The organism is Actinoplanes subtropicus, from assembly GCF_000721705.1.
GTDB classification, from domain to species: domain Bacteria; phylum Actinomycetota; class Actinomycetes; order Mycobacteriales; family Micromonosporaceae; genus Actinoplanes; species Actinoplanes subtropicus.
The window spans coordinates 189,085-212,499 of the sequence record NZ_JOJL01000006.1; the positions used below are offsets into that span (position 1 = coordinate 189,085).

Genomic DNA, 23,415 nt, shown 5'->3' on the forward strand with positions numbered 1-23,415 from the left:
GGGCTGCGTGGTCGCTGCTCGTGCGCCCGGCCGGGCTGGGTGAGTGGCCAGGCCGGCTTTCCATGGCCCGGGGCTGCGTGGTTGCTGTTCGTGCGGCCGGCCGGGCTGGGTGGGGGCCGGGCCGGGGGCAGGGGTGTGGGTGACGCATCCGCGAGCGATGGCCGGCCGTAACGGTGATGACTTGCTGTTCGTGGCGAACAGATGCGCATCAAGGTTCACCGGCGGCCGGCCAACGATGATGGGTTGCTGTTCGTGGCGAACAGCAACCCATCGTCGTTGCCGCGAAGATCATCCTTGCGCTGCCTGACCGCCTGGCATTCTCCGCAAATCGTCCACCGTGACCGGCCGCGGCCGCCGCAACCACGCAGCCCCGGGCCATGGCGACCCAGCCCGGCCACCCACCCAGCCCGGCCGGCCGGCCGGCCGCACGAGCAGCGACCACGCAGCCCCCGGGCCGTGCGCTCACCGTAGGTGACGGCCGTCGTCGGCGGTCCGGCTAGTGGAGGCCGGGCTGGTGCTGGTAGAGGAGGACCGTGATGCCGCTGAGCCGCCACCGGCCGGCCTGCCGGAACGTGCTGGTCAGGGCCGCTCGCACGCGGTCGTAGCGCGGGCCCGGCCCGGTGGCCGGCCCGTCGGGTACGACTGCCCAGACTCGGGAGACGTGGGTCAGGGCGGCGTCGGGCTGGGCTACCTCGGGGGTCCAGAAGCTGCCCGCCGCGTCGTCGGTGGTGGTGGCCAGGATGTCGCGGGGGGCGTTGGGGCGCAGGTAGTAGTCCATCGCGATGTCGGCGAACTGCCAGCCGCTGCGCTGGTAGACGATCGCGTCGCCGGGCTGGCGGGCGGTGGCGATGACCCGGGCGGCGCCGCGGTAGTCGACCAGCGGGTCGGAGAGGCCCTCGTGCGAGCGGCGGACCGCGGCCTGCGCGGGCAGCGTGATCAGCAGGAAGACGGCCACCACGGCCAGCGCCAGCGGCAGGCGCGGCCGAGCCAGGGCCAGGCCGGCCAGGACGCAGGCCAGCGGCGCCACGAAGATCGCGTAGCGGTGGTTGAAGACCGGCACGAACAGGGCGATCGCGGCGAGGGCGACGATCGGCGCGATGGTCAGCAGGCCGAAGACCCGGCCGGGGCGGCCGTTCAGGAAGGCGCCCGCGACGGCGAGCACGATCAGGGCCGCGGCCGCGACGACGCCGTAGCAGAGGCCGACCGGCAGCTCGGCGATCAAGTACAGGCTGGTGCGGTGGGAGCTGCCCAGCTGGACCTCGGTCTGGCCGTAGCCGCGCTGGGTGAACGGGATCAGCACGGCGACGGCGGCCAGCACGGCGACGCCGGGCGGGACCAGCGACTGCCATCGGCGGGTGGTGCGCAGGTCGTCCAGGACGGCGACCAGGTGGCCGGCCAGGACGAGCAGCATGACCAGGTTCAGGGCGCCGAGCACGGCCAGGGCCACCGCGTACCCGGCCCAGGAGAACCAGCGACGCCGGCGCAGCGCGAGGAACAGCAGCACGGTCGCGGCGACCGCGGCGAACTCGGCGAGGGCGTACGGGCGGGCCTCCTGGCCGTACCGGATGGTGGAGGGCAGGACCGCGTAGACGAGACCGGCCAGCAGACCCGCCCGCCGCGAGCCGACGATCGCGCCGAGGACGACGACGAGCCCGGCGGTCGCCACCGCGGCCAGCATCGACGGCCCGCGGAGGGCGAGCACCGAGTCGCCGAACACGCCGATCCACACGTGCATGAGTTGGTAATACGGTTCGAGCACGCCGTCGATGTGGTCGGTCAGCCGGTCGAGGGCGGCCGGCGACCGGGTGATGGCCGACCAGGTCGCGAACTCGTCGCGCCACAACTGCGGCCGGGTGGCCTGCCAGCCCACCAGAGCGGCGGCGACCAGCATCGGCGGAATCCATACGGCGTCGGCGAACCGGGCTCGTACGTCGCCCGGAATTGTTTTCATGAACGCCGGAAATACCGAAGGAAACTGAATGTCACATGGGAGCTAACTGGCAACATGGTGGCAGCGTAGCGGCCGTGATCAACTTCGATTCCCATCGAATTGACAAGGAATGATGAATACCGTTTCCCCGGGGCATCCGGCCGATGCCCCGGGGCGGAATCGGTCAGGGCCGCAGCGGATGGAACCGCTGCGGGGCGAGGCCGGCCGGCGCCGGCGCCGCGGTGAGCACCGGGGCGGTCGCGCCCGGCATGGGCAGGCGGCCCACCAGCGGCAGCGTGAGCGCGCTGCCGCGCAGGTCGAGCCGGATCGTGGCGCCGGTCGACTGCGGGCTGGAGTATTCGTTGTCGCTGGCCTGCAGGATGAGGCCGAGCACGTGACCGGCGGCGAGCCGCTGGTCGGTGGGCTGCATCGGCACGGTGATCGAGTACCACCTGCCCGGCCGCAGCGGGGTCACGAACCGCAGCGACACGTGGTGCGCCGCGTCCTGCCAGCCGCGGGTCAGCACGGCGTGGTCGGCGGTCACCACGTCCTCGGCGGTGTCGTGGTAGCAGGCGTCGTCGGCGGTGGTCGACTCGCCCCAGCACGACTCGGTGCCGAGCGTGGTGATGCCCTCACCGGCCCCGAGGTAGTTGACCCGGGCGGCGGTGCCGTAGTCGACGAGCCGGGCGGTCAGCTCGGTGGTCGGCTTGTCCACCTGCACCCGCATGGTGACCGACGGCGTGCCGCTGATCCGGATGCCGCCGGTCAGCGGCGCGGAGAGGAAGGCCACCCGGCCGGGGACCGCGGTGTTCGGCGTGGCCGTCGCGACCGCCTCGGTGAGGTCGGGGGCGTCCGTCCACGTACGGGAACCGGGGTTTGAGCCACCACCCAGCGTGCCGGTCGTTCCGTCGCCGTCACCCAGCGCGATCCTGGTTTGGCGGGCGGCGGAAGCCGGCCAGGACGGCTCGTTCACCCAGGTGCCCGGCGCGGTCTCGAGGGTCGCCGACGGCTCCCGGTCGATCCCGTTGGGCAGGCCCTGCAGCCAGCGGTCGAACCACCGGTGCAGCGTGTCGACCCACGCGCCGCGCCGGATGTCGAACGGGTCGACGTGGCTCATCTGCGACAACCAGATCTTCTTGGGTACGCCGAGCCGGCCCCACCATTGTGCGAACTGGTCGGTGGTCACGTTGGTGTCGTTGATGCCGTGCACGATGAAGACGCTGGCGTGCACCTTGCTGGCGTCCGGCCGGAAGTTCCGGGCGGCCCAGAACGCGTTGAAGTTGCCGGTGGCGTCGTCGCTGCCCTGATCGAGGCCGTTGAGCACGGCCGCGCAGGCCTCCGGCGGGCGCCCGCTGACCAGCTCGTGCAAGTACTCCGGGTAGTCGGTGGCGCGCAACACTCCGTTGAAGCGCTGATAGTCGTACCAGCTGGAGATCGCCGAGATCGGCACGATCGTCTCCAGGCCGCGGACGCCGGTCGCGGCCACCCCGTTGGCGACCGAGCCGTCCCAGGACTTGCCGATCATGCCGGTGCGGCCGTTGGTCCAGCCGGTCGCGACGGCCGGCGTGCCGTCCGCGTAGGTGGCCTTGGCCCGCCCGTTCAGCCAGTCGATCACGGCCTTGGCGCCCAGCACCTCCTCCGGCCCGCCGACGTCCTCGCAGCCGGTGGAGCGGTTGGTCCCGGCCAGGTCGGCGGCGACGAAGGCGTACCCGCGGGGCACGAAGTAGTTGTCGTAGAACAGCGGCTCCTTGGCGATCACGCCGTTCGCGTCGTACGTCTTGAGCTCGCTCTCGTTCCCGCGCCCGCAGCAGGCGTAGTACGGCGAGCCCTCGAGGATCACCGGCACCTTCACGCCGGCGCGCGGGCGGACGATGTCGACGGCGACCTTGTCGGGCACGCCGTCCCCGTCGTTGTCGAGCGGCGTCTGCACCCAGACGCTCTCCCGGACGGCGTTCTGGTAGGAGTAGATCGGGACGGTCTCCCCACCCCTGAGGTACGGAGTTGCGGCGGCGGCCGGCGCGGCGAAGACGGTCAGCGTGGCACCGACCCCCGCGACGACGGCCATGGCAAGCCTTCGCGTTCGTGACCCAGACATCGACGCATCTTAATCCAGGAGAGCCCGTGTACGAATCGATCATTGTCGAAACCGCCGACCGTGTGACCACGGTGATCATGAATCGGCCGGAGAGCCGCAACGCCGTCGACGGCCAGATGGCGGACGAGCTGGCGGATGCGTTCCGGGCCTTCGACGCCGACCCTGAGTCGGACGCCGCCGTGCTGTGCGGCGCGGGCGTCCACTTCTGCGCCGGCGCCGATCTCAAGGCGGTCGGCACCGGACGCGGCAACACCGTCTCCCCCACCGGCGACGGCCCGATGGGCCCGACCCGGCTGCGGCTGACCAAGCCAGTGATCGCCGCCGTCGAGGGCTACGCGGTCGCCGGCGGCCTGGAACTGGCCATCTGGTGCGACCTGCGGGTGGTCGCCGAAGACGCGATCCTCGGGGTGTTCTGCCGCCGCTGGGGCGTCCCGCTGGTCGACGGCGGCACGGTCCGGCTCCCCCGGCTGATCGGGATGAGCCGCGCGCTGGATCTGATCCTCACCGGCCGCCCGGTCCCGGCCGCCGAGGCGCTGACGTTCGGCCTGGCCAACCGGGTCGTCAAGGCCGGCAAGGCCCGGGCGGCCGCCGAGGAGCTGGCCCGGCTGATCGCCGCCTTCCCGCAGACCTGCATGCGCAACGACCGCGCCTCGGTGTACGAACAGAACGGCCGCACCGAGGAGGAGGCGATGCACTTCGAGCTTCGCGTGGGCCTGGAGTCACTGCGGACCGACGGCATCTCGGGGGCGGCCCGCTTCGGCGCTCAGTGACCCGGCGGCGGGGGCGGGGGCCGCCCGCTTGAGCGCTCAGTGACCCGGCGGCGGGGGCGGCGGCGGCCCGCTTCGGCGCTCAGTGACCCGGCGGCGGGGGCGGCGGCGGCCCGCTTCGGCGCTCAGTGACCCGGCGGCGGGGGCGGCGGTCCGCTTCGGCGCTCAGTGACCCGGCGGCGGGGGCGGCGGCGGCCCGCTTCGGCGCTCAGTGACCCGGCGGCGGCGGGGGCGGGGGCGGCACCGTCGAGAGGGCCGGTGGCTCGTCCGGCCAGACCAGCAGGACGCGGCAGGGGGCGTGGTCGATGACGAACCGGGCGTGGCGCCCGATGCTGTGCGGCCCGAGCCGGGTGTGGTCGCCGTCCCGCGCCAGCACCAGCAGCCCGGCGTCGGCGCAGGCGGCGATGACCTCCCGCTCGGTACGCCCCTGCCGGGCGACCAGGCGCGCGGGCCGGCCGAGCCGCGCCTGGGCCGCCCGGAGCAGCTCGGCCTGCCCGTCGGTGAGCACCTGCTCGGCGGCGCCCGCGACGTCGTAGCTGTGCCCGCGCCCGAGCAGCCCGGCCCGGGCCCCGGCGACCGCCTGCACGGTGTTCACGTCGATCACGTGCAGCAGCGTGATCTCGGCGCCGGGCAGCTCCCGAGCCGTGTCCACGGCGGCCTGCCAGGTGCCCTCGGTGACCCACACCACCACGTCCATGCCCCTGTTTCTACACGAGGCGCCCCGACGGTCCCCTCAGCCGCCTGACTTGGCCTGCTGGTCGAGCCAGGTGCCGACGGCGGTGACACTGTGGTCGATGACGCCGAGGTGGTCGGTGCCGGCCAGGATCTGGGTGGTGGCCATCGGGGCGTGCCGGGCGAACGCGACCACCTTGGCGGCGTCGAAGACCTCGTCGTCGGCGCCGACCCAGACGCCGACCGGCTTGTGGGTGCCGGTCAGGATCGCCGCGCTGTCGGCGGCGTTCTGCGCGATCGCCATCGTCGTCGTGTAGCGGCTCACCAGGTTGGCCCGCTGGATCTCCGCCGGCGAGTAGGCGAAGCTCACCGCGTACGTGTGCGCGTCGAGCAGGCCGTTGGTGACGACGTCGGCGATCAGCGCCCGATGGCTGATGGTCGCGAAGTCCGCACCGCCCGACTCCCGCTCGGTGCCGGAGTGCAGGCCGAAGTCGGGCGCGAGGTAGACGTAGCCGGCGACCTCGGGGTCGATGCGGCTCTCGCTGTTGAGCACCAGACCGGCGCCGGCCGAGTGGCCGCCGACGTACTCGGGCAGCCGCGGGTGGGCGTGCTTCACGAAGTCGACGGCGGTCCGGGTGTCGGCGAACAACTGCCGCCGGCTCGGGGCGTCACCCCGGCGGCCGCCGGACTTGCCGTGGCCGCGCATGTCGAAGAGGTACGTCGCGACGTGGTACCGCTCGGCGACCTGCCGGCCGAAGTCGAGGTAGCCGGCCCCGGCGTTGGCGCCGGACCCGTGGTAGAAGACGAGCGTCGCGACCGGCGCCGGCGGTACCACGGCGAAATAGGCCAGCCGGGTGCCGTCGGTCGCCGTGACGAAGCCGGTCGGATCGGGCTCGGGCGGCGTCGCCGGGCTCTGGTCGGAGCTCAACGCCGGCGCGCTCGCCGAGGCCGGCAGATCCGGCGGCACGAGCGCCAGCGCCAGCGCCGCCCCGGTCAGCGCGGCCAGCACCGCCGCCGTGATCGGCACGGCCTTGCTCGGCCGCGGCGCCGACGGGCTCCGCGCGATCCGCCACAGCGCGACCGCCGGCAGCACGATCGCCAGCAGGATCGTCGGCGCGTGCAGCACGGCGAACTGGGCCAGCCGCGCGGCGGCGACCGCCCCGGTGACCGCCGCGGTGACCGGCACCGCCGCCGGCCGGGCGCGGCGCAGCCACCCGACCAGGGCCCAGGTGAGCAGGCCGGCCACGACGAGCGCGGCGCCGGTCGCCCGGACCGCCGGGCGGGCGTCGGGGCCGAGCTGGATCAGCCCGTTCGCGACGGAGAGGAAACCGGACAGGGTGAGCAGGACGCGGGCGAGGGTCACGGTGCACTCCTTTGCAGCTCGGCCTCGACCTGGTCGCACCAGTCGATCGCCGACCGGGCGAAGCCGAGCCCGTAGTCGCGGATGAAGTCGGGGGTGGGCAGGGCGGCCGCGCGCTCCTCGGCGGTCCAGCCGGCGCCCGGCACGACCGCCTCGAGATGGCGGTGGAACCACTGGAACGAGGCGCGCCGCTCCTCGATGAGGCGCAGGGCCTCGGCGCGGTCGAGCTGCGCCGCGAACAGGATCTTCACCAGGTTTTCGTCGCGGGTCTGCAGCGGCGCCGACGGCTCGCGCAGCCAGGCCAGGAACGCGGCGTGGCCCGCCGGCGTCAGCCGCCAGACCTGCCGGGCCCGGGGCCCGGTGCCGGACTGCTCGACGGCCTCGATGAGGTTGCGGGCGGCCAGCAGCTTGAGTTGCGGGTAGAGCTGGCCGTCGCTGACCCCCCAGAAGAACGAGACGGCCCGCTTGGCCGCCTCGCGGATCTCATAGCCGGAGCGCGGATGCGACGCCAGGAAACCCAGAATCGTCCGGGCGGTGGGGGTCAACTCGTCGGTCATGCGCGGCAACCTCTCTGGCAGAGCTATCTCTCCCAGAGATAGTAGCGCACCGAGGGCCGGGCCGCGAGGGGGATGGCATGATCGGAGCGATGCTGCAGAAGTACGACACGCGGAACGCCGACCTTCGGTACTGGGTCAATGGCCAACTACTGCACCGCGACCAGCCGGGACTGTCGCCGTTCGACTCGGTGGTGCAGGGTGGGGACGCCGTCTGGGAGGGCCTGCGGCTCTACCGCGGCGCGATCTTCGGGCTGCGGGAGCACCTCGCGCGGCTGCGGCGCTCGGCGACCGCGCTGAACTTCGCGCACATCCCGGGGGACGACGAGATCATCTCCGCGGTCACCGCGACCTTACGGTCCAATCGGATGTACGACGGTGTGCACGTGCGGCTGACCCTGACCCGCGGCGTGAAGGTGACCAGCGGCATGGACCCGCGGCTCAACACCGCCGGCTCGACCCTGATCGTCCTCGCCGAGCACAAGCCCCCGGTCTACGACACCGGCGGCCTGCGCCTGGCCACCGCGAGCGTGCGCCGGCCGGGGCCGGACGTGCTCGACCCGAAGATCCATCACGCCAATCTGCTGAACTCGATCCTCGCGAAGATCGAGGCGACCGCGGCCGGCGCCGACGACGCGCTCATGCTCGACCAGCGCGGCTTCGTCGCCGAGACCAACGCCACCCACCTGTTCGCCGTGGTGGGCGGCGGGCTGGTCACGCCGGGCACCGCGGCCTGTCCGGAGGGCATCACCCGGCAGACCGTCCTCGAACTGGCGGCCGGGGCCGGGATCCCGGCGGTCGTGCGGGACGTGTCGCTGTCCGAGATGTACAACGCCGACGAAATCTTCTGCACCGGCACGATGGGCGAGATCGCCGGGGTCACCGTGATCGACGGGCGGACCATCGGCGGGGGCGCGGTCGGCCCGGTCACCGCCCGGGTCGCCCGGCTCTACCAGGAGCACGCGGCCGCCAACGGCGTGAAACTAGAGGCGCTCGGCGGCTAACTCGTCGTAGTACGGCTGGGCCGCCTCCACCAGCCATCGGAGCCGGTCGGGGACGTCGGCCGGGCGCGGGTCGTAGGCCGCGAAGCCGGTCGACGCCCGGACCGCGGCGTACCAGAAGGGCGCCCACACGCCGTCGGTCTCGCGCGGGCCCGGCTCCCACGACAACATCGCCGGGTCGAAGGCGATGCCGAGCGCTTCGCAGAGCCGGCCCAGCGTGCCGGCCGGATCGCGGAGCACGTCGGCCGCGTCGACGACCGGTCCCCCATGCGCCCGAAAGATTTCCGCCTGTTGCTGGTAGCCGAGGTCCGCGAGCGTCGGCTCGCCGCGCACCCGGGCATAGGAGGCCACGACCTGGGCGGGATCGCGGATCAGGTACGCGTGGGTCAGCGCGCCCAGCCAGTCCCGCCCGATCTCCGGCAGCAGGTGGTGGGTCATGTGCTTCTGGTAGTGCACGGCCGGGTCGCCGGCCAGCGGCCCGGTGAGCTGCTCGGCGACCTCCTGCCAGCGGGTCGGCTGGCTCGCCATGATGTGCTCGCGGCCCGGGTGGTCGATCCCGGTGACGGCCAGGTAGTGCGCGTACAGCGGCTCGTCGGCCACGACCGTGTCCGGCCTTGCCTCGAAGCTGCGCATCAGCGCGGTCGAGATGTTGCGCGGGCCCGACCACATCGCTATCCGCGTCGTCATGCCTCGATGATCGCTCGCGAACGGGAGGGAGAAAAGGGACGGATCGTGCCGTCCACGAAGATCGCGTACCAGAGGCAGAACATCGCCACGGTCCACACCTTGCGGGAGTGGTCGGCCGCGCCGGCTCGGTGCTCGGCGAGCAGGCGCTGGGCGTACTCGAGATCGAGCAGGGACCGCGCGCCGGAGCCGGCCATCAGCCCGGCCACCCAGTCGCCGATCGCGCCCTTGAGCCAGATCCGGGTCGGCGTCGGGAAGCCCAGCTTGCGGCGCTCGCGGACCGACTCGGGGACGATCCCGCGCATCGCCTCGCGCAGCGCGTGCTTGGTGGCCCGGCCGCGGGCGGGCAGCTTGAGCTCGGTCGGCAGCCCGGCCGCGGCGGCGTAGACGGCCTGGTCGAGGAAGGGCACCCGGAGTTCCAGCGAGTGCGCCATGGACAGCCGGTCGGACTTGACCAGGATGTCGCCGGGCAGCCAGGTGTGCAGGTCGACGTACTGCATCGAGGCCACGTCGTCGACGTCGGCGGTCTCCGCGTACAGGTGGGCGGTCACCGCGGTGTGCGGCTCGGCGGTGAAGCGCATCAGGTCCGCCTTCTCCTCCGGCGAGAAGATCCGGGCGTTGCCGTAGTAGCGCTCCTCGATCGCGGTGGTGCCCCGCTCCAGGAAGCTGCGGCCGCGCATCCCCGCCGGCATGGTGTGGGCGATGCCGCGCAGGCCGCGCTTGACCCCGGCCGGGAGCCGCCCGATGCCGGCCAGCGAGGCCGGCTCGCGGTAGATCGCGTAGCCGCCGAACAGCTCGTCCGAGCCCTCGCCGGAGAGCGCCACGGTGACGTGCCGGGAGGCGGTCTGGGCCAGGAAGTAGAGCGGGATCAGCGACGGATCGGCGATCGGGTCGTCGAGCAGCTGGACGATCCGCGGCAGCTCGCGGAGCACGTCGTCCTCGGTGACCACGGTCGGGGTCAGGCGTACGCCCAATCGGTCCGCGGTGTCCTGGGCGATCTCGATCTCGGAGTATCCGTCGTGCGCGAAGCCGGCCGTGAAGACCTGCAGGTCGGGCTTGACCTCGGCGGCCAGCGCCACGATCGCGGACGAGTCGACGCCGCTGGAGAGGAACGCGCCGACCGGGACCTCGGCGTTCAGGTGCGACCGTACGCTGTCCCGCAGGGCGTCGCGGATCCCGGCGTACGCCTCCTCGGGTTTGAGGTGCAGCGGGCGCAGCGACGGCCGGAAGTAGCGCTCCTGGCGCAACCCGCCGCCGGGCGTCCAGGTCAGCCGGTGCCCGGGCGGCAACCGGCGCACCTGGCGGTGCAGGGTCATCGGGTCGGGCACGAACTGGAAGCTCAGGTAGTGTGCGAGCGCGTCGGTGTCCAGCGCGCCGCGGTCCGGCCCGGCGAACGGCGCCAGCGCCTTGCGCTCGCTGGCCAGGAACAGCCCGTCCACGGTCTCCAGCAGGTACAGCGGCTTGACCCCGAACGGGTCGCGCGCCGCGTGCACGGTGCCGGTCCAGCCGTCGTACGCGACGAAGGCGAACATCCCGCGCAGCCGGGGCAGCGCGGCGACGCCCCAGTGGTGGAACGCCGCCGCGAGCACCTCGCCGTCGCCCTCGGTGGCGAACGTCGCGCCGTGCTCGCGGATCAGCTCGAGCCGCAGCTGGCGGTAGTTGTAGATCTCCCCGTTGAACACCACCGTCCACCGGTCGTGGTAGCGCAGCGGCTGCGCCGCGTGCTCCCGGTCGACGATCGCCAGCCGCTTGAAGCCGAACGCGACCCCGTCCCCGAACTCCACCCGGGTGTCGTCCGGCCCCCGATGGTGCATCGTCTCCAGCGCGGCGGCGAACGCGGCACTGGTCTGCGGGTCGGGCGATCCCGCGGCGGGCCGGCTGCTCACGAACACATTCAGTCCACACATGGCCGGAAAGGTAGGTAGCGGCCTGTGAAGAACTTGTGCGGAAGTCGCCGAGATCCGGGCGGGCATCGCGATCTCGCGTGATCTTCATCGGAATCGCACATTCGTTGGCCGGGTGGCGCGGCTCGGCCAGAATCGCCGCGTGACCGCTCGTATCCTCGTGGCCGACGACGACCCGAAGCACGCCCAGCTCATCCGGCTCTATCTGGAGCGCGAGGGCCACCAGGTCATGACGGTGGGTGACGGCCGGGCGGCGCTCGACGTGGCCCGCGCCCGCAAGCCCGACCTCATCCTGTTGGACGTGATGATGCCGCTGGTCGACGGGCTGGACGTGTGCCGCATCCTGCGCGCCGAGTCGCCGGTGGCGATCCTGCTGGTCACCGCCCGCTCCTCGGAGAACGACATGCTGCTCGGGCTCGACCTGGGCGCCGACGACTACATGGCCAAGCCGATCAGCCCGCGCGAGCTGACCGCGCGGGTCCGCGCCCTGCTACGCCGGGCCGGGGCCGGCGGGGACGCGCCGTCCGTCGTGCGGGTCGGCGACCTCGAGGTCGACCCCGACCGGTTCGAGGTGCGGGTGCGCGGCGCCGCGGTCACCCTGACCGCCAAGGAGTTCGCCATCCTCGAGCTGCTGGCCCGTGAGCCGGGCCGGGTCTTCACCCGGGCCCAGATCATCGATCGGGCCTTCGGCTTCGAACAGGACATTTCCGAGCGTACGATCGATGCCCACGTCGTGAACCTGCGCCGGAAGACCGAACCGGACCCGGCCGAGCCCCGCTACGTGCAGACGGTCTACGGCCGCGGCTACCGGATGGCCGAGCAATGAGCTTCCGGGTGCAGATCTTCGTGCTGGTCATGCTGGTGGCGGCGACCGCGATCGGCGCGACGGCGTGGCTCACGCTCAACCTGACCTCGCGCCAGGTGGCCACCGCGCTGGCGGAGCAGAACCGGCATCGGGCCGAGATCGTCGCCGAGATCCAGGACTACGGCTTCCGGCGCGGCGCCTGGCCCGGGGTGAACCGGCTGGTCAGCGAGCTGTCCGAGCAGACCCACCTGCACATCCAGCTGCAGACCGAGAACGGCCTGGTGCTGGCCGACTCGGACACCGAGGCGAACCGCACGTCCGGGCCGGTGCAGGGCACCGCGTACCGCATCCAGCCGGTCCCGGAGCCGGAGATCGAGCCGGTCGCCGAGCCGTTCCCGGTGGCCAAGGTGATCCCGGCCGACCTGTTCGGGCCGCCGCCCGGGGAGAACCCGGCAGTGCGTGCCCTGCGCCAGGCCGCCCAGTACCGGGCCGGGCTGGTCCTGGTGCGCTGCCTGCACGACACGCTCGGCGACCCGGCCGCGCTCGGCCAGGACCACGCGCCGTACGTGACCGCGGCGCAGCTCACCCGGTCCCCCACCTGCCTGAAGAAGGCCACCGGCAAGGTGCTCGGCGACCGGGACTGGTTCGCGGGCTACTGGCAGTACTACGTGCGGTGCTCGGCGGTGAAGGGCACGCCCTGCATCTGGAGCGCCTTCGCCGACACGGTCAGCACCAGCGCGGCCGTCCCGCTCCAGCTCTACCTGGGCGGCCGCACCAAGGTGGAGATCAGCGACCTGGGCCGCCCGGCCGTCGCCGGCGCCGCGGGCCTGCTGGTCGTCGCGCTGGCCGGCACGGCGGTCATCGCCCAGCGGATCAGCCGCCCGGTCCGCCGGCTCACCGACGCCGCCCGGCTGGTCGCCGAGGGCCGCTCCGACGTGCGGGTGCCGACCGGCGGCGGCAGCGAACTGGCCCGGCTGACCCGCTCGTTCAACGCGATGGCCGTCGCGGTGGAGCGCAGCGAGGACCGCCAGCGCCGGCTGGTCGCCGACGTCGCCCACGAGATCCGTACGCCGCTGTCGAACCTGCTCGGCTACCTGGAGGGCCTGTCCGACGGGGTGGTGGAGCCGAGCCGGGAGGTGTTCGCCTCGCTGCACGAGGAGGCGCTGCTGCAACGCCGCATCCTGGACGACCTGCAGGTGCTGGCCGACGCGGAGGCCGGGGACCTTTCGTACGCCCGTACCCTGATCGACCTCAGCGACCTGGCCACGACCAGCGCCACCGCGCACCGGGCGGTGGCGGCCGAGGCCGGGGTGACGCTCACCGTCGAGGCCCCGTCGCCGGTGTGGGTGGAGGGCGATCAGGACCGGCTGCGCCAGGTGCTCGGCAACCTGCTGACCAACGCGATCCGCTACACCGACCGCGACGGCCAGGTGCTGGTCAGCGCCCATCTCCGCGGCGCCGAGGCAATGCTGACCGTACGCGACAACGGGGTCGGGATAGCCTCCGGCGACGTGCCGCGCGTGTTCGACCGCTTCTGGCGCGCGGACCCGGCCCGGCAGCGCGCGACCGGCGGCTCCGGATTGGGCCTGACCATCGCGCACCGCATCGTGACCGACCACGGGGGCCGGATCGAGGTCGCCAGCCTGCGCCACATGGGCACCGCCTTCACGGTCCAGTTGACGGCCGCCGAGCCGCCGCCCGAGCCCTGACCGCCGGCGCGGGAGAGCACGTCCCGCCGCCCGGCGACAGCGCGGGTAGCATCCGCGGGGATGGATCAGCTCGATCGGATCGCGGCCGACGTTCTCGGCATCACGCTCCGGCCCGCGCAGCGCCGCGCCCTCGACGCGCTCACCGGCCACGGCGACACCCTCGCCGTGCTGCCGACCGGGAGTGGGAAGAGCGCGATCTACCAGGTCGGCGGGCTCGCGCTCGGCGGGCTGACCGTGGTCGTCTCGCCGCTGATCGCGCTGCAGCGGGACCAACTGCGCTCGATGACCGAGCGCGGCAAGGTGCGCGCGGTGATGCTCAACTCGTCGCAGCACCATGCCGATCGGGTGGCCGCCCTCGGCGAGCTGCGGGGCGGGCGGGCCGACTTCGTCATGCTCGGGCCGGAGCAGCTGGCCAATGCCGAGACGATGGCCGCGATCGCCGGCAGCCCGCGGCCGGTCACGCTGGTCGCGGTGGACGAGGCGCACCTGGTCAGCGAGTGGGGGCACGACTTCCGGCCGGAATACCTGCGGCTCGCCGACGTGGTGGAGGCGGCCGGGCGGCCGCCGATCCTGGCGCTCACCGCGACCGCCGCGCCGCCCGTGCAGGCGGACATCACCCGGCAGCTGCGGATGCGCGACCCGCGGGTGATCGTGTCCGATTTCGACCGGCCGACCATCTCGCTCGCGGTGCGCCGGGCCCGCCGCGACAAGCCGGAAGATCAAGCGCTGGACGATCGTACGGTCGAAGTGGTCCTCGCCCACGACGGCCCGGCGCTGGTCTACGCGCTCAGCCACGCGCGCTGCGAAAGCCTCGCGAAGCGGCTCCGCCTGGACGCCTACCGGGCGGAGGCCTATCACGCCGGGCTGCCGGCCGCCAAGCGCGGCGAGGTCCAGGACGCCTTCTTCGCCGGCCGGCTCGACGTGGTGGTGGCGACCAGCGCGTTCGGGATGGGCATCGACAAGCCGGACGTACGGACCGTGGTGCACGCCGGCGTGCCGGGCAGCCTGGACGAGTACTACCAGGAGATCGGCCGGGCCGGGCGGGACGGCGAGCCGGCGAGCGCGGTGCTGGTGTACGACCCGCGGACGGTCCGCATCCCGCGGCTGCTGGCCGCCCGGTCCAGGATGGGCGACGCGGCCGTGCACTCGGTGATCGACGCGATCGAGGCGGCCCGCGGCCGGATCACGGTGGCTTCGCTGGCCGAGACGGCACACGTCGGGCGCGCCGCCGTGGCCCGGGTGGTCGACGAGCTGCTGGAGCTGGGGCTGGTGCGCCCGGACGGCAACGACGCGATCCTCGCGGCCCCGATGGGGGACGCGTTCCGGCAGGTCACCGCCGCGGGCAACCGCCGGCAGTCGATCCTGCGGTCGAGGATCGAGGCGGCCCGCGGGTACGCCGAGTCCGTCCACTGCCGGCGGGCCGAGCTGCTCGGCTATTTCGGCGAGCACTACGACCCGCCCTGCGGTTCCTGCGACAACGATGACAACGCCGCCGCCCGCGCAAGTCACGAAATTTCAGTGCAAAAAGGGCGGGTCGTCCACAAGCTGTGGGGACCCGGCACGATCTTGAGTCAGGACGATCACGAGCTCGTGATCGCGTTCGACTCGGTCGGCTACCGCCACCTCACCGCCGCCGCGCTCACCAACGGCCTGCTCACCGTCGATCAACCGACCTGAAGCCGCTTCCCGCGCCGCTTGATGCGGCGTTCGTCGAACCAGACGTACAACGCCTGCCAGGCGACCACGGCGACCAGCAGCCAGGCGAGGGCCGGATTGCTCCACCGGGTGCCGTAGATCGCGAGCAGCACGGGCGCCGCCACGCCGGGCACGCCCCAGTAGAGGAGCCAGAACACCCGCTGGCGCAGCAGGATCGTGCCGGCGACGGCGCCGAGGAAGTACGCGGCCAGACCGCCGCCGAGCAGCCACCGCACGCCCGGCCCGGGGTGGCCGTCCGCATGGTCCATCAGCGCGCCCAGCCCCGCGGCGACGGCGGTGATGCTGACGACGCCGAGAAAATGCAGCGGCATGCTGGCCCAGACCGGCAACCGGCCGTGTTCGGTCGGTGTGATCCCGTAGCTGAACGTCGGCCACCACAGCCCGATGAGCAGAACGAAACCGGCCACCGCCACGGTGATCACGTCAGCGGTCCACCGCGCTTGGCCGGCGGCGGTCACCAACTGCAGCACACCCTCGCCCAACACGATGATCAGGAACAGGCCGAGCCGCTCGGCGAGATGCGTCAGGTCCAGCCGGGCGGCCGGCAGCGGGTAAGCGGGCGATGGCGCGGACGCTCGCGTGCGCCAGCCACCGACCAGGATCGACAGGACGAGGTCGACGGTGAGGCCGGCGCCCCACAGCGCGTACCGCACCGGCGGTGGGGTGAAGATCGAGACAGCCCACGGCACGATGCCGGACGCGAACTGCACCGACGGCCAGGCCAGCATGGTTCGCCGCGTGGCGGCCCAGGTGTGCAGCCCGAGCAGCCGGACAACGACGTACGCGACCGCGAACACCACCGCCCGTTCCCCGGTGGCCTCCGGCACCGCGGCGGCCATCACCGCGATGCCGAACATGGCCAGGATCATCGCCCGGCGGCGGGTCTTCTCGCCGGCGACGTTGGCGTACAGGGTGAACGAGATCCACGCGAACCAGACCGCGAGATACAACGCGACGAAGATGCCGATGTCCCGCAGTGTCGGTTCGCCGTGCAGCCGGTGCGCCAGCTGCAGGATCGCGGCCACGACCACGAGGTCGAAGAACAGCTCCAACCAGCTCGCGTGCCGCCCGGTGCCCACCCCTGCCTCGGTGTCGATCTTCGTCACAGCGGCACATCGTAGGTCATCGGGCCTCGCCGGGTCGCTGCCCGGCGAGGCCCACGCGTCACGGCGGCGCCGGGTTACGCCCCCACGACCGGCTTGAGGGCGGCGCCGACCCGGCTCACCATGCCGGGCCGATGCCCGTTGACGACCAGGTTGATGGTGATCCCGCCGATCCCGGCGCCGATCACCTTCTCGTGCAACTGCTCGGCCACCTGGTCCGCCGTGCCCAGGAAGACCCGGCCGCGCCGGTCCTCGGGGATCCGTGCGGCGATCTCCTTGACCTCCGCCTCGTCCTCGCCCACCAGCCCCATGCTGAGGAAGCTGGTCGGCAGCGTCGCCGGGTCGCGGCCGGCCTCCTCGCACCGCTGCCGCAGCGCCGCGACCTTCTGCGGGATGTCGTCGACGTCGCAGATGATGTTCATGTGGTCGGCGAACTTGGCCGCCAGGCGGAACGTCTTCTTCTCCCCGCCGCCACCCAGCATGATCGGGATCTTCGGGCGTACGCGCGGATTGTTCATCGCCCCGCGCGCCGTGTACCACTTGCCCTCGAGCGTCGCCGGCTCGCCGCGCAGCATCGGCGCGATGATCTCCAGCCCCTCCTCGAGCCGCTCGAAGCGCTCGGCGAACGAGCCGAACTCGAAGCCGTAGTCGTGGTGCTCCCGCTCGAACCAGCCGGCCCCGATCCCGAGGATCGCCCGGCCCTTGGAGACCACGTCCAGCGTGGTCACGGTCTTCGCGGTGAGCGCCGGGTTCCGGTACGTGTTGCCGGTCACCAGCGCCGAGAGCTGGATCGTCTCGGTCAGCGAGGCGAGGCCGGCCAGCGTCGTGTACGCCTCGAGCATCGGCATCTCCGGCGTGCCGATGCCGGGCAGCTGGTAGAAGTGGTCCATCACCAGCACGGTGTCGAACCCGGACGCTTCGGCCTCGCGGGCCTGGGCAGCGACGGTCGCGAAGAGATCTTCGTCGGCGACGCCGGGGTAGGTGAAGTTGGGAATCTGGTAGCCGAGCCGGATGGTCACTTTTCCTCAGCCTTCAAGCAGGGTGGTCAGGTTCTCCAGGCTACTGATCAGAGCGCCGGTGTATCCAAAGATCCGGCCGCACCATTTCGCGACCGCCGAGATGATCTGGGCGGTCACGATCGGGATGGTGACCACGGCGAGCGCCTCGGCGGCCCAGACGATCACCCGGCCGACCAGGTCACAGATCAGGTCGCGGACGATGTCCCGGGTGAACTGCACCAGGTTGCCGGCCGCCTGGGTCGCCGACGACATGGTGGCCGCGAGCACACTCAGCCCGCCGAGCCCGTCCACGTTGTTGTTCATCATTTTCTGGTACGACGCGGCCGCCGTCCCGCCCCAGTCGGGCAGGTCGTTCGCCAGGCCGGCCTTCAGGTCCTCGGCCATCGAGGCCAGCGCGCCGGCCATGTTGTTCCAGGTCTGGGCGTGCGCGGCCACCTTGTCCGGGATGCCGGTCAGCCTGTCGAGCATCTCCCGCAGCGGCTGGAAGTGCTCCATCGCCCAGCCCAGCCCGTTGGACAGCAGCGCGCCGAACGGGTCGACGATGGTGGCCGCGGCGTCGCCGACCAGCGAGCCACCGGCCAGCACCCCGTCGACCCAGCTGCCGCCCTGCACCGACTGGTAGAGGCCCTGGAAGCCGTCGGCCAGCGACGATCCGGTCCACGCCGTCCGGGTGGTGGTCGTCGTGGCGACCAGATTGGAGTACGCCACCATGGTCAGCCCACCCCGCCGCCGGATGCCTTGATCCGCGCCTGCGCCGAGGTGTCGGTGGCGTCGTACTCCTTGCCGGCGGCGCCGACCGCGTCGGCCATCAGTCGCAGGTTCTCCTCGACGTACCCGTAGAGCGAGTCCTGCCCCGCGTGCCGCTTCTCGAGGATCGCCGAAATCCAACCGCAGAGCATGCCGTACGCGGAATGGTCCGCCGAGATCGCGGTGCTGGCGTTCTTGATCGCGGTGAGCTGGTCGCGCACCCCCATGACGTTGGACGCGTGCCGATACAGCTGCGACGAGTCCACCTGAAAGGCGTCCGACACGTCCCTACCCCCGTTCCCCCGGTTCCGCCCCGGCCTCCGGCCGTTCGAGCTGCTCCCGCATCCGGTCCGCGATGGTCCGCGCGGACAGCGAATCCGGCCCCATGGCCTCGACCGCGATGTCCTGCGCCCGGCGCGCGGCCGTCTGCCTTGCCGCCCGCAGCGCACTCATGACCGCCCGCGCGACGGCATCCGGCGCGTACCGGTGGATCCGCTCGGTGAGCTCCAGATCGAGCAGCACGCCCGACGAGTCGATGGTGACCTCGGCCAGCCCGTTGTCATCCTTGGCCGTGACCCGCAACCGCCCGAGTTGCTCGGCCATGGCCTGAGCTCGCGCCGCCGTCGCCTCGGCATTCGCCTTCCAGGACCGCAGATACTCCCGCGAAGCGTCCGGGTCGAGGAACGCCTCGGTGTCGGAAAACTCCGGCATAGGCGGCAGTCTAACAACGACGCGCACCGACGCTCAGGCCGTGAAGACCACCACCCGGGCGTCCACGTTGACCACATGCCCGCCGCCGAGGGCCGCCACCGGCTCGTCCCAGTGCACGTGCCCGCAGAGCGTCAGGGCGGGCGCCCGCCGTTCGAGCAGGCCCCGGATCGACGCCCGGCCGAGTTGGCCCGGCCGCTCCCCTACCGGCCCTTCGTGCAGCAGCAGGACATCCGGCGCCGGCTCAAGGGTCACCTCCGTCGACGTGGGTGACGACCCCTGTTACGCCGGGGTGGCGTTGCGGCGTGGGAGGACCCAGCCTGGCCTCGGGAAGTGGCAGGTGTAGCCGTCCGGGATGCGTTCGAGGTAGTCCTGGTGTTCGGGCTCGGCCTCCCAGAACGGGCCGGCCGGCTCGACCGCCGTGACCACCTTGCCGGGCCAGAGGCCGGAGGCTTCCACGTCGGCGATGGTGTCCTCGGCGATCCGCTTCTGCTCGTCGGTGGTGTAGAAGATGGCCGAGCGGTAGCTGAGCCCGACGTCGTTGCCCTGCCGGTTCAGGGTGGTCGGGTCGTGGACCTGGAAGAAGAACTCCAGGAGCTCCCGGTACGAGGTGACGGCCGGGTCGAAGGTGATCTCGATGGCCTCGGCGTGGGTGCCGTGGTTGTAGTAGGTGGCGTCCGGCACGTCGCCACCGGAGTAGCCGACCCGCGTGCTGAGCACGCCGGGCCGGCGGCGGATGAGTTGCTGCATGCCCCAGAAGCAACCGCCGGCCAGGATGGCGGTCTCGGTTTGACTCATGCGGCCACGGTACCCGCGCCGGCTGATCCGGCTCAGCAGCAAGTCACCATCGTGCGCCGGCCGTCGATGAACCTTGAAGCGCATCCGTTCGTCACGAACAGCAAGTCACCACCGTTGTGGCCGGCCGCCGCTCACGCAACTGCCACCCACTCAGCCCGAGCGGCCGCACAAGCAGCAACCACGCAGCCCCCGGGCCCTGGCAAGCCACCCCGAAGATGTCTAGCTGGAGGCGACCCAGGTGGGGTGTGCGGCCACGAAGGCCGCCATGGTGTCGTCCTTGGCCGCCTTCAGCATGGCCATGCTCGTCTGGTCGAGGATCTCCACGTCGCCGATGCCGGCGACGCTGCGGCTGTTGAACTTGCCGTCGTTGGTCTTGAGTGTGACGATCTGGTCGGGATTGAGCCCCTTCATCGCCCACGCCCAGTCCTCCAGCGCGATGCCGCCGGTGTCCACCGTCATCGTCTTGCCGATCGCGGCGAGCAGGGTGGGCAGCTTGGTCGGCGAGTTCAGCCCGTCGTGCACCGCCTGTTTCAGGATCGCCTTGAGCAGCTGCTGCTGGTGGCGCTGCCGGCCGTAGTCGGAGTCGTGGTTGGCCAGCAGGTCGCGCTGCCGGGCGAAGTCGAGCGCCTCGGCCGGGGTGAAGCAGTGGTTGCCCTTGGCGTAGAAGTTCGGCGTGACGCCGGGGACCTTGCGCGGGTTGGCGCCGGCCGAGTCGGTCGTGTAGGGCACCGCCGTCTTGCCGTCGGCGGTGTGCCCGAGGTGAATCGAGGTGACGTTCTCGTCGACGTACATGCAGACCTTGCCGAGCAGCTGCAGGACCTGGGTGAACCCGGAGAAGTCGATGACCGCGGCGGCATCCGGGGTGATCCCGGTCAGGTTCTTCACGGTCAGCGCGAGCAGCTCGAAGCCGTGCGACTCGGCCGCCGCACCGGTCAGGCCCCTGCTCCCGTACGCAAAAGCGGAATTGATCTTGTTCTTTCCGCCGGAATAGCTCTGCGCGCCGTTGTTGTACGCCGGGATCCGCACGTAGCTGTCGCGCGGCAGGGAGATCAGGTACGCCCCGGAGCGGTCGGCCGGGATGTGCAGCAGGATGATCGAGTCGGAGCGGCTCAGCTGGCCTTCCTTCGCCCAGCCGGGCCGGGTGTCCAGGCCGACCAGCAGGATGTTCTTCGCCCCGGTGATCTGGGCGTGCGCCCGCTGCGCGGCACCCTGCGCGCCGCCGAGCAGGCTCTGCTGATGGATCGAGCCGGTCGCCGAATCCACCAGCACCTTGCCGGCGACGATCACGCCGGTGCTAACGACCAGCAGCGACGCGCCCACGGCGATGAGCCAGCGCGCCCAGACCGGGCTGCGCCGCCGGCCGGCACCCACGACATCCGCCAAAGGTTCCCCTAAGATTCGTCACCTCGACGTTATGCCGACCACAACCCTCCGGCCACCCGGGAGGACCAGGTCACAGCAGACCCCCAGGTTCCCGGTCCGACGATGTCAACTTCCCGTCCGGCCTGCCGATCAACCCGGAGACGACCGGAACGGGGAGGGAGGCGTGGTGGTTCGCTGGCGCGCCTGGCACACGCCGATCGCCCTGCTCCTGGCGATCGGCGAGCTGCTGCTGATCGCGCTCGGCGTCCGGCACGGCTTCCCGAAGCTGCTGGTCTGGATCCCGGCGGTGGCCGGCCCGGGCCTCGCCGTCGCCGCCTTCCGGGGCGCGGCCGGGCTCACCGGCGGGGCCCTGCGCCGGTTCTGGCGGCGCGTCGCCCTCGGCATGGGCGCGGTCTTCGTGGCGACCCTGAGCCAGACCGTCGACGTCGGCGCCACCGCTTACACCGGCATGCCGCCGATCAGCGCCAGGACCTTGCTGCTGTACGTGATCGGCACGCTCCTCGCCATCTCGGCGCTGCTGCGGCTGCCCGGCGGCGGCGGCACCTGGCGCCAGCTGACCACGGCCGTCCTCGACGTGGCCGTGGTCGCCGTCACCGCCGGCATCGCCTCCTCGCAGTACGTCGGCTGGTTCCTCGACCGGTTCGGGGTCGGCGCCTCGGCCTGGTGGCTGAACATCGCGATGATGGCGATCGCGGTGGCCGGCGTGGTGGTGGTCGTGAAGATCATGGCGGCGCACGCCAGCCCGGTGCCGCGGGCCGGCCTCTGGTGGCTGGCGCCGATCGGGCTGTCCGGGCCGCTCTCCACGATCCTGATGTCGGTGCTGCGCCCGTGGCCGTACCTCAACGGCAGCGCCGCCGTGCTGCCCTTCGTCGGCATGTTCGGCGTCCTGGCCGCCCGCGCGCAGCGGCGCGACCTGACCGGCTCGGGCCGGCGGCGGACCCGCTCGGTGATCCCGTCCGCGTACCGCCGGGGCACCGCGATCCCGCTGGTCGCCACCGGCATGACCAGCGTGCTGCTGGCCACGATCTTCGTGCGTACCGGCCACCTGAGCGTGGTGCAGGTCGGCGGGACCGCGGTGCTGCTGCTGCTCGTGGTCGCCCGGCAGGCGATCGCGCTGGCCGAGAACGCGGCCCTGCTGACCACGGTCGCGCACCACGCCATGCACGACGACCTGACCGGGCTGTACAACCGCCGCTACTTCGCGGCCGCGGCCGGCGGCGGGCGGAGCGTCGTACTCCTGGATCTCAAGGACTTCCGGGCGCTCAACGACGCGCTGGGTCCCGAGGCCGGGGACGCACTGCTCATCGCGTACGCCGAACGCCTGACCCGGCTCGCCGGCGACGGGACGGTCGTGGCCCGGCTGGGCGGCGACGAGTTCGGCGCGCTGGCCGGCCCGGGCTTCCTCGACCGGCTGCTGGAAGCCGGCGCCGAACCGCTGCACGCGGCCGGCCACGAGGTGCTGGTCGACGTGTCGATCGGCCTCGCGGACGGCGACGGCGACCTCTACCGGCAGGCCGAGATCGCGCTGCGCGAGGCGATGACCGGCAGCGGCGGCCGGCTGGTCCGCTACGACGCCTCGCTCGAACGCCGACTCAGCCAGCACGCCACGATCGCGGCCGAGCTGCGCCGGGCGCTGGCCGCCGGCGAGTTCCAGCTGCTCTACCAGCCGGTCGTCGAGCTGCCGGAGGGCCGGATGACCGGCGTCGAGTCGCTGATCCGCTGGACCCCGCCGGACGGCCGGGTGGTCTCCCCCGCCGAGTTCATCCCGGTCGCCGAGGACACCGGCCTGATCGTCGAGCTGGGCGCCTGGATCATCGTCACGGCGTGCGCGCAGGCCGCGGCGTGGCGGCGCGCGCACGGCCCGGACGCGCTGCGCTCGATCGCCGTCAACGTCTCCGCCCGGCAACTGCTCGACCCGGCCCTGCCGGACGTGGTGGCCGACGCGCTCGCCCGGCACGGCGTGCCGGCCCGCCAGCTCACCATCGAGATCACCGAGACCGCGGTCTTCGGCGGCGGGCGCGCCCTGGCCACCGTGCAGGCGCTGGCCGACCTCGGAGTCAGCATCGCGCTGGACGACTTCGGCACCGGCCACTCGTCGCTCGGCCTGCTGCGTACCTGCCCGGTCGACGTCATCAAGGTGGACAAGTCGTTCGTCGACGGCCTCGGCGGCACCCCGCAGCAGGAGGCGATCGTCACCGCGCTGACCGGCATCGCCCGCACGATGGGTCTGCGCACGGTCGCCGAGGGCGTGGAGACGGCCGAACAGGCGGAGCGGCTGCACGAGCTCGGCTACCGGCACGTGCAGGGCTTCCACTTCGCCCGCCCGCTCCCGGCCGCCACCATCGACGCGATGCTGAGCGGGGCCGAGGTCGCGGCCGCGTAACAGAATCTTGACACCCATGATTGTTATCGTTAACACTTCCGGCATTCCCGCGCCGGAATTCGCAGCGGCGCCCCACG

21 protein-coding genes are annotated in these 23,415 nt (G+C 72.3%); 6 read left to right on the top strand and 15 right to left on the bottom strand.

The features are described 5' to 3' along the window. Positions 1-496: 496 nt before the first annotated feature. Positions 497-1,951 carry a glycosyltransferase family 39 protein gene (locus IH26_RS0110425; RefSeq protein ID WP_084598770.1) on the bottom strand — a complete coding sequence of 485 codons (1,455 nt, stop codon included), beginning with the start codon at positions 1,949-1,951 and terminating at the stop codon, positions 497-499. 163 nt (positions 1,952-2,114) lie between these two features. Next, the gene (locus tag IH26_RS0110430; RefSeq protein ID WP_030435934.1) at positions 2,115-3,995 is read right to left on the bottom strand and encodes a Xaa-Pro dipeptidyl-peptidase; all 1,881 of its coding nucleotides are present in this window, start codon (positions 3,993-3,995) and stop codon (positions 2,115-2,117) included. A 56-nt stretch (positions 3,996-4,051) separates the two neighbouring features. Between IH26_RS0110430 and IH26_RS0110435 the strand changes: the two genes are divergently transcribed. Next, entirely contained in the window at positions 4,052-4,795 is a 744-nt protein-coding gene (locus IH26_RS0110435; protein ID WP_281179721.1) for a crotonase/enoyl-CoA hydratase family protein, read from the top strand. A 205-nt stretch (positions 4,796-5,000) separates the two neighbouring features. Here the strand turns inward: IH26_RS0110435 and IH26_RS0110440 are convergent, their stop codons facing one another. From IH26_RS0110440 to IH26_RS55760, 3 genes are read right to left on the bottom strand one after another with little or no spacing between them, the layout of a single operon-like run. Beyond that, positions 5,001-5,489: a universal stress protein gene (locus tag IH26_RS0110440; protein ID WP_030435936.1), complete on the bottom strand. Its 489-nt coding sequence runs from the start codon at positions 5,487-5,489 to the stop codon at positions 5,001-5,003. Positions 5,490-5,525: 36 nt separating this feature from the next. Beyond that, positions 5,526-6,827: an alpha/beta fold hydrolase gene (locus tag IH26_RS55755; protein ID WP_051807909.1), complete on the bottom strand. Its 1,302-nt coding sequence runs from the start codon at positions 6,825-6,827 to the stop codon at positions 5,526-5,528. Further along, positions 6,824-7,381 carry a PadR family transcriptional regulator gene (locus IH26_RS55760; protein ID WP_051807911.1) on the bottom strand — a complete coding sequence of 186 codons (558 nt, stop codon included), beginning with the start codon at positions 7,379-7,381 and terminating at the stop codon, positions 6,824-6,826. Before IH26_RS55760 ends, IH26_RS55755 begins: the two co-directional genes overlap by 4 nt. Before the next feature lie 77 nt (positions 7,382-7,458). On the opposite strand from IH26_RS55760, the gene IH26_RS0110455 reads away from it, so the two are divergent. Continuing rightward, positions 7,459-8,382, top strand: a complete 924-nt coding sequence (locus IH26_RS0110455; protein WP_245665089.1) for an aminotransferase class IV — start codon at positions 7,459-7,461, stop codon at positions 8,380-8,382. Here IH26_RS0110455 and IH26_RS0110460 read toward each other — a convergent pair. Together IH26_RS0110460 and asnB are read right to left on the bottom strand one after the other, a co-directional pair. Further along, positions 8,362-9,066, bottom strand: a complete 705-nt coding sequence (locus IH26_RS0110460; protein WP_030435940.1) for a sulfotransferase-like domain-containing protein — start codon at positions 9,064-9,066, stop codon at positions 8,362-8,364. The two genes, IH26_RS0110455 and IH26_RS0110460, sit on opposite strands and share 21 nt — an antisense overlap. Beyond that, a complete protein-coding gene (gene asnB, locus IH26_RS0110465) occupies positions 9,063-10,970 on the bottom strand; it encodes an asparagine synthase (glutamine-hydrolyzing) (protein ID WP_051807913.1) in 1,908 nt (635 codons plus the stop codon). Before asnB ends, IH26_RS0110460 begins: the two co-directional genes overlap by 4 nt. Positions 10,971-11,109: 139 nt before the next feature. Between asnB and IH26_RS0110470 the strand changes: the two genes are divergently transcribed. Genes IH26_RS0110470 through IH26_RS0110480 form a run of 3 tightly spaced genes read left to right on the top strand, consistent with a single transcriptional unit; the run spans position 11,110 to position 15,158 of the window. Then, positions 11,110-11,793 (top strand): response regulator transcription factor, encoded by a 684-nt coding sequence (locus IH26_RS0110470; RefSeq protein ID WP_030435942.1) that lies wholly within the window; start codon positions 11,110-11,112, stop codon positions 11,791-11,793. Next, entirely contained in the window at positions 11,790-13,481 is a 1,692-nt protein-coding gene (locus IH26_RS0110475; RefSeq protein ID WP_030435943.1) for a sensor histidine kinase, read from the top strand. Before IH26_RS0110470 ends, IH26_RS0110475 begins: the two co-directional genes overlap by 4 nt. 60 nt (positions 13,482-13,541) lie before the next feature. After that, complete coding sequence (locus tag IH26_RS0110480; RefSeq protein ID WP_030435944.1) at positions 13,542-15,158, top strand: RecQ family ATP-dependent DNA helicase; 1,617 nt, start codon at positions 13,542-13,544, stop codon at positions 15,156-15,158. Here IH26_RS0110480 and IH26_RS0110485 read toward each other — a convergent pair. The 8 genes from IH26_RS0110485 to IH26_RS0110520 form a co-directional block, all read right to left on the bottom strand. Beyond that, positions 15,146-16,303 carry a low temperature requirement protein A gene (locus IH26_RS0110485; protein WP_051807916.1) on the bottom strand — a complete coding sequence of 386 codons (1,158 nt, stop codon included), beginning with the start codon at positions 16,301-16,303 and terminating at the stop codon, positions 15,146-15,148. The genes IH26_RS0110480 and IH26_RS0110485 overlap by 13 nt on opposite strands. Positions 16,304-16,377: 74 nt before the next feature. Then, positions 16,378-17,319 carry an LLM class F420-dependent oxidoreductase gene (locus tag IH26_RS0110490; protein WP_030435946.1) on the bottom strand — a complete coding sequence of 314 codons (942 nt, stop codon included), beginning with the start codon at positions 17,317-17,319 and terminating at the stop codon, positions 16,378-16,380. Positions 17,320-17,325: 6 nt separating this feature from the next. Then, on the bottom strand, positions 17,326-18,030 hold the full coding sequence (locus IH26_RS0110495; protein WP_030435947.1) for a WXG100 family type VII secretion target: 705 nt from the start codon (positions 18,028-18,030) through the stop codon (positions 17,326-17,328). A 2-nt stretch (positions 18,031-18,032) separates the two neighbouring features. Next, positions 18,033-18,350 carry a type VII secretion target gene (locus tag IH26_RS0110500; RefSeq protein WP_030435948.1) on the bottom strand — a complete coding sequence of 106 codons (318 nt, stop codon included), beginning with the start codon at positions 18,348-18,350 and terminating at the stop codon, positions 18,033-18,035. A gap of 4 nt (positions 18,351-18,354) precedes the next feature. Then, complete coding sequence (locus IH26_RS0110505) at positions 18,355-18,777, bottom strand: YbaB/EbfC family nucleoid-associated protein (RefSeq protein ID WP_030435949.1); 423 nt, start codon at positions 18,775-18,777, stop codon at positions 18,355-18,357. Between the two features lie 33 nt (positions 18,778-18,810). Next, positions 18,811-19,029, bottom strand: coding sequence for a hypothetical protein (locus tag IH26_RS0110510; RefSeq protein ID WP_030435950.1), 219 nt, complete (start codon positions 19,027-19,029; stop codon positions 18,811-18,813). 27 nt (positions 19,030-19,056) lie between these two features. Further along, positions 19,057-19,572 carry a peptide-methionine (S)-S-oxide reductase MsrA gene (gene msrA / locus IH26_RS0110515; protein WP_030435951.1) on the bottom strand — a complete coding sequence of 172 codons (516 nt, stop codon included), beginning with the start codon at positions 19,570-19,572 and terminating at the stop codon, positions 19,057-19,059. A gap of 219 nt (positions 19,573-19,791) precedes the next feature. Then, on the bottom strand, positions 19,792-20,955 hold the full coding sequence (locus IH26_RS0110520; RefSeq protein WP_245665091.1) for an LCP family protein: 1,164 nt from the start codon (positions 20,953-20,955) through the stop codon (positions 19,792-19,794). Between the two features lie 163 nt (positions 20,956-21,118). On the opposite strand from IH26_RS0110520, the gene IH26_RS0110525 reads away from it, so the two are divergent. Continuing rightward, positions 21,119-23,338: a putative bifunctional diguanylate cyclase/phosphodiesterase gene (locus IH26_RS0110525; RefSeq protein WP_030435953.1), complete on the top strand. Its 2,220-nt coding sequence runs from the start codon at positions 21,119-21,121 to the stop codon at positions 23,336-23,338. Positions 23,339-23,415 lie beyond the last annotated feature (77 nt).